The organism is Billgrantia ethanolica (assembly GCF_021404305.1).
In the GTDB taxonomy this organism is placed as follows: Bacteria; Pseudomonadota; Gammaproteobacteria; order Pseudomonadales; family Halomonadaceae; genus Halomonas; species Halomonas ethanolica.
The window spans coordinates 199,491-205,490 of record NZ_JABFTX010000005.1 but is presented as its reverse complement, the minus strand read 5'-3'; the positions used below and the strand labels follow the sequence as shown (position 1 = coordinate 205,490).

The following is a 6,000-nucleotide window of genomic DNA, read 5'->3' as shown; positions in this document are numbered from 1 at the left end:
GGCAGCGGATGCGTACTTTACGGCTTTCCCCCGAGCCCCGCAAGGGGCGGCTGTAAAAAAATTTCAGGGGCGCAACACAGCGGCTTATCCACAGCCGCTCGCAGGCGAGCGGCTGTGGATGGTTTTTCGCTAGAAGGGAAGACGACGACGCCCGCACGGGGCGGGCGTCGAAGATCACGCAGCCACTCAGCTCGAGGGCGGTGAGTGTTTCATCTTGCGCATGGCGGCAAGCGTCGGGCCGGACGCCACGTAGGCGCCAAACAGCAGCAGCAGCATCACCGAAGGCTCGACCGAGATCACCACGAAGCCGAGCACGATGGCCAGCAGCACCACGAAAGGCACCGGTCCCTTGAGATCGATCTCCTTGAAGCTGTAATAGCGAATATTGCTGACCATCAGGATACCGGCGGTTGCCACCACGAACAGCATCAGCAGCTTGAAGCCGAAGGCCTCGGCATCGAAGCTGTGGAAGGTCCAGACGCTGGCCGCCACGAAGGCTGCCGCCGAAGGACTAGGGAGGCCAATGAACCACTTCTTGTCGACGCTACCGAGCTGGACGTTGAAGCGAGCCAGCCGCAGCGCCGCGCAGGCGACGTAGAGAAACGCCACCACCCAGCCGGTCTTGCCGATGTCCTGGAGTATCCAGGTGAACGCCACCAATGCCGGCGCCACGCCGAAGGAGAGCATGTCGGAGAGGCTGTCGTACTCGGCGCCGAAAGCGCTCTGGGTATTGGTCAGGCGAGCCACCCGGCCGTCCAGCCCATCCAGCACCATGGCAATGAAGATGGCCACGGCAGCGGCGGTGAAGTCCCCGTTGATACCCGCCACCACCGAGAAGAAGCCGGCGAATAGAGCTGATGTGGTGAAGAGGTTGGGCAGCAGATAGATGCCCTTGCGCCGCACCTTCTTGCCATTCTCGATCGACTCTTCGATCACCTCCGTCTCACGCACGAAGGCGGCGGCCAGATCCTCTTCGGCCGGTGGCTCCCTCTTGCCCTCAGTGGGGCAAGGCTCCGGGGCGTCGCGGGAATTGTCGTGCTCGGTGTTGCGGGGCTCCTGACTCATTCGTCTCGTCCGTTGCCAGAATGGGTTCACCCGAAGGTATTGTTCACATTCTACACCGAGATATCGCAGCGGACAGTGCACATGCGGGCCACCAGAACGCCAAGGGCGCGGAAAATCCGCGCCCTTGGGTGCAACACATGCGCCAGACGGACAATCAGTTCTTGGACTTGTCCACCAGCTGGTTGGCCGCGATCCACGGCATCATGCCACGCAGCTTGGCACCCACCTGCTCGATCTCATGCTCGGCATTGAGGCGACGACGGGCAGTCATCGAGGGGTAGTTGGTGTTGCCTTCCTGGATGAACATCTTGGCGTACTCGCCGGTCTGGATGCGCTTGAGTGCGTTGCGCATGGCCTGACGGGACTGCTCGTTGATCACCTCGGGGCCGGTCACGTACTCGCCATACTCCGCGTTGTTGGAGATGGAGTAGTTCATGTTGGCGATGCCGCCTTCGTACATCAGGTCGACAATCAGCTTGAGCTCGTGCAGACACTCGAAGTAGGCCATCTCCGGAGCGTAGCCCGCTTCGGTAAGGGTTTCGAAGCCGGCCTTGACCAGCTCGACCGCGCCGCCGCAGAGAACGGCTTGTTCACCGAACAGGTCGGTTTCGGTCTCGTCCTTGAAGGTGGTCTCGATGATGCCGCTCCGACCGCCGCCAATAGCTGCGGCATAGGAGAGCGCGAGCTCTTTGGCCTTGCCGGAAGCATCCTGATGGATGGCGATCAGGTCGGGAATACCGCCGCCCTTGACGAACTCGGAGCGAACGGTGTGACCCGGCGCCTTGGGCGCGACCATGATCACGTCGAGATCCTTGCGCGGCTCGATCTGGTTGTAGTGGATGTTGAAGCCGTGGGCGAAGGCCAGGGTGGCGCCCTGCTTCAGGTTCGGCTCGATCTGGTTCTCGTAGATCGCCTTCTGATTTTCGTCAGGCGCCAGCACCATCACCACGTCGGCCGCCTTGCACGCTTCTTCGACGCTGGCAACCTTGAGGCCGGCCCCTTCGGCCTTGGCCGCGGAGGACGAACCCGGGCGCAGCGCGACGGTGACGTCGACACCGGACTCCTTGAGGTTGTTGGCATGGGCATGGCCCTGGGAACCGTAACCCACGATGGTGACCTTCTTGCCCTGGATGAGGGCGAGGTCGCAGTCCTTGTCGTAGTAGACGTGCATGTGTATTGCTCCTGAAAGTGAAGGTTGGCGAAGTGTCGTGTCAGCGTTGACGGCCACCCGCGCCGTCTGTCGCGGCGCTGGGAGTCGGCTCTTTCGATGTGGCTACCATAACGCCGCACGCACGTTGCGTAAAACGCGATATTTGCAACACGACATGCCAATTTATGCAATAATGGCTCGATGGATATGCGCCCCCTCAAGCAGTTTCTCGCTCTGGCAGATACGCTGCACTTCAGTCGTGCCAGCGAGCTTTGTCACGTCAGCCCTTCGACGCTCTCACGGACGATCCGCCAGCTCGAAGAGACCCTCGATGCGCCGCTGTTCGTGCGCGACAACCGGCACGTCGCCCTGACCCGTCAGGGCCAACGCTTTCAGCAATACGCCCGTGAGGCGTTGCACCAATGGGAGCTGCTGCGCCACGCCCTGGGCAGCCAGGCCGGCGAGCTTGCCGGAGAAATCAGCATTTACTGCTCGGTCACCGCCAGCTACAGCTTCCTCTACGACCTGCTCAGCGACGTCCGTCAGCGCCACCCGCGCATCGAACTCAAGCTGCATACCGGCGATCCGGCGGAGTCGATGGGCCGGGTGCTGGCCGGAGAGGAGGATATGGCCATCACACCGCGGCCCCGCAGCATGCCGGCCGGCCTGGCCTTCAAGTCACTGACCCGCTCGCCGCTGGTGTTCATTGCCCCGATGGCCCAGGCCGAGTGGATTCCCGCCACGCCCGACTCTCCCTCCATCGAACAGTGGCGCAACGTGCCGATGATTCTCTCCGAGGCAGGACTGTCACGGGAATATGCGGACACCTGGTTTCGCGCCTTGGGCGTGCCGCCCAGCATCTACGCTCAGGTAGCCGGTCACGAGGCGATCGTCAGCATGGTGGGGCTCGGCTTCGGCATCGGCGTGGTGCCGCGAATCGTGCTCGACAATAGCCCCCTGGCCCAGCGGGTGCGGGTACTGCCGGTCAAACCCGAGCTGCCCCATTATGATGTCGGGCTTTGCGTTCTCCACCGCCAGTTGAAGAGCCCGCTGATCCAGGCGTTGTGGGACGAGGTCGAGGAGCGCTGACAGAGCCAGCCAACAAAAAGCCGCCCCGTAGGGCGGCTAGACATACTGCAGAAGGTAGATTTACGTCACGAACGCAGTCGTAACTCAGAGCGAAAGCACTTTATCGCCGCGGGCGATGCCCGACACCCCGGTCCGCGCCACTTCGAGAATCCCAACCGGCCCCATGGCCTGCAGGAACGCATCGAGCTTGGGCGCATCGCCGGTGATCTGCACCGTGTAGAGGCTCGGGGTGACGTCGACGATCTGCGCGCGGAAGATGTCGACGGTCCGCTTGACCTCGTCGCGGGCCGCTCCCAGCGCCTTGACCTTCACCAGCATCAGCTCGCGCTCGATATGGTTGCCCTCGGTGAGGTCGACCAGCTTGATCACGTCGATCAGCTTGTTGAGGTGCTTGGTGATCTGCTCGATCACCCGGTCGTCACCGACGGTAGTCACGGTCAGCCGCGACAGCGACGGATCCTCGGTGGGCGCCACGTTGAGCGTCTCGATGTTGAAGTTGCGCTGCGAGAACAGCCCTACCACGCGAGACAGTGCGCCCGGTTCGTTTTCCATGAGAATCGAGATGATATGGCGCATCAGGTCCGCTCCGTCTTGGAAAGCAGCATGTCACGCATGGAGCCGAGGGGCACCTGCATCGGATAAACGTGCTCGCGCGGGTCGACGATGACATCGACGAACACCAGCTCGTGCTTGTCGGCAAAGGTGCGTTCCAGCGCCGGGCGCAGCTCGTCCATCGTCTCCACCCGCAACGCCGTGAAGCCATAGGCCTCGATCAGCTTGGCGAAATCGGGCAGCGACTCCATGTAGGAGTGGGCATGGCGGGACTTGTAGTTGAGGTCCTGCCACTGGCGCACCATGCCCAGCGAGGCGTTGTTCAGGTTGATGATCTTGACCCCACCACCGAACTGCTTACAGGTGGAGAGCTCCTGCATCATCATCTGGAAACTACCCTCGCCGGTGACACAGATGACCTGCTCGTCCGGGAAGTTCTGCTTGATGCCCATGGCCGCCGGGAAGCCGAAGCCCATGGTGCCGAGCCCGCCCGAGGTGATGAAGCGGTTGGGCTTATCGAACTTGTAGTACTGGGCCGCGAACATCTGATGCTGGCCCACGTCGGTGGTCACATAGGCCTCACCGCGAGTGATTTCGCACAGCGCCTCGATCACCTCCTGAGGCTTGAGCTGCTCGCCGGGCTTCGAGGGCTCGTAGAGCTTGCCGCGGCGCTCCTCGCGCCAGCCGTCGATCTTCTGCCACCACTCGGTCAGCGCCTCGGGGTGAGCGATCTCCTTGCCCTGCACCAGACTGATCATCTCGTCGATGACGCTGGCCGCCGGCCCCACGATGGGCACGTCGGCGCGCACCGTCTTTGAGACGGAGCTGGGGTCGATGTCGACATGGATGATCTTGGCCGTGGGACAGAACTTGGAGGTGTTGTTGGTCACCCGGTCGTCGAAGCGCGCGCCGATGGCGATGATCAGGTCGGCATGGTGCATGGCCATGTTCGACTCGTAGGAGCCGTGCATGCCGAGCCAGCCCAGGCACTGCCTGTCGCTCTGCGGATAGGCGCCGATACCCATCAGTGTGGTGGTGATGGGGTAGCCGAGCCGCTTGACCAGATCGGTGAGTCCTTCGCAGGCACGCCCGGTGATGACCCCGCCGCCGGTGTAGAAGACCGGGCGCTTGGCCTTGAGCATCATCTCCACGGCCTTCTTGATCTGACCGGTATGGCCCCGCGCCACCGGGTTGTAGGAGCGCAGCTTGACCTTCTTCGGATAGACGTACTCATAGCGCTCGGTGGGAGCGGTCATGTCCTTGGGTATGTCCACCACCACCGGGCCGGGCCGACCCGTCGCGGCCAGATAGAAGGCCTTCTTCAGCACTTCGGGAATCTCGGTCGGATGCTTGATCGAGAAGCTATGCTTCACGATCGGCCGCGTCACGCCGATGATGTCGGTCTCCTGGAAGGCGTCATCGCCGATCAGGTGGCTCATCACCTGCCCGCACAGCACCACCATGGGTATCGAGTCCATGTAGGCGGTAGCGATGCCGGTGACGGCGTTGGTGGCACCGGGGCCGGAGGTGACCAGCACCACGCCGGGCTTGCCGGAGGCCCGGGCATAGCCGTCGGCGGCATGGGTGGCCGCCTGTTCGTGGCGTACCAGGATGTGCTTGACCTTGTCCTGACGGAACAGTGCGTCGTAGATGTGCAGCGCTGCGCCGCCCGGATAGCCATAGATGTATTCGACGCCTTCATCCTGCAGGAATCGGGCGATCATATCCGCGCCGGAAAGCAATTCCACTTGTGTATCTCCCCTGGAGGTCTCGAGTGCGATCCGCGCCCGTTGATGGGCACGGGTTCGAGTGCGGCGGTATGCCGCTGTCGGCCGAGCCGACACCTGATGCCAAACCCTGGCATTTAGCCCTGTTGGGGCCTGCACTCTCATCGGGAACGCACTACGACGACCGCGCTCGCGGTAGCCGGGCATTCCCATCACGGCGGATCGCCGCGTCGGGGCATTGGCCAGAAGCGGCGGTTGGCCGCATCCGGTAGTCCTTCGGCGGGTAAAGGCCAGTGTGGCCTACCCTTCGCGCGGGGATGGGGGGTTGCCCGCTGAAATCCGCGCCCGCAAATCAGGAACGCTCAAGATTCCAACAGCCTTGCGGTAGTGTCAACCGTGAGCCGCCATGCAAGCACC

Annotated in this window: 5 protein-coding genes; 1 reads left to right on the top strand and 4 read right to left on the bottom strand. The window is 62.8% G+C overall.

Translation table 11 applies throughout. The features are described 5' to 3' along the window. Nucleotides 1-186 precede the first annotated feature (186 nt). Both pssA and ilvC read right to left on the bottom strand, forming a co-directional pair. Nucleotides 187-1,065, bottom strand: coding sequence for a CDP-diacylglycerol--serine O-phosphatidyltransferase (pssA, locus tag HOP53_RS20755; protein ID WP_234271763.1), 879 nt, complete (start codon nucleotides 1,063-1,065; stop codon nucleotides 187-189). Nucleotides 1,066-1,219: 154 nt separating this feature from the next. After that, nucleotides 1,220-2,236: a ketol-acid reductoisomerase gene (gene ilvC, locus HOP53_RS20750; RefSeq protein ID WP_234271762.1), complete on the bottom strand. Its 1,017-nt coding sequence runs from the start codon at nucleotides 2,234-2,236 to the stop codon at nucleotides 1,220-1,222. A 180-nt stretch (nucleotides 2,237-2,416) separates the two neighbouring features. Between ilvC and ilvY the strand changes: the two genes are divergently transcribed. Beyond that, nucleotides 2,417-3,304, top strand: a complete 888-nt coding sequence (ilvY, locus tag HOP53_RS20745; protein ID WP_234271761.1) for an HTH-type transcriptional activator IlvY — start codon at nucleotides 2,417-2,419, stop codon at nucleotides 3,302-3,304. Nucleotides 3,305-3,388: 84 nt separating this feature from the next. Here the strand turns inward: ilvY and ilvN are convergent, their stop codons facing one another. Both ilvN and HOP53_RS20735 read right to left on the bottom strand, forming a co-directional pair. Beyond that, entirely contained in the window at nucleotides 3,389-3,880 is a 492-nt protein-coding gene (ilvN, locus tag HOP53_RS20740) for an acetolactate synthase small subunit (RefSeq protein ID WP_010627682.1), read from the bottom strand. Further along, nucleotides 3,880-5,604 carry an acetolactate synthase 3 large subunit gene (locus HOP53_RS20735; RefSeq protein ID WP_234271760.1) on the bottom strand — a complete coding sequence of 575 codons (1,725 nt, stop codon included), beginning with the start codon at nucleotides 5,602-5,604 and terminating at the stop codon, nucleotides 3,880-3,882. The genes ilvN and HOP53_RS20735 overlap by 1 nt, the downstream gene beginning before the upstream one ends. Nucleotides 5,605-6,000 lie beyond the last annotated feature (396 nt).

Bases quoted from the DNA above. Each gene is read 5' to 3' on its own strand.
- ilvC (WP_234271762.1), bottom strand. From the start codon at position 2,236: ATGCACGTCTACTACGACAAGGACTGCGACCTCGCCCTCATCCAGGGC.
- pssA (WP_234271763.1), bottom strand. From the start codon at position 1,065: ATGAGTCAGGAGCCCCGCAACACCGAGCACGACAATTCCCGCGACGCC.
- ilvN (WP_010627682.1), bottom strand. From the start codon at position 3,880: ATGCGCCATATCATCTCGATTCTCATGGAAAACGAACCGGGCGCACTG.
- ilvY (WP_234271761.1), top strand. From the start codon at position 2,417: ATGGATATGCGCCCCCTCAAGCAGTTTCTCGCTCTGGCAGATACGCTG.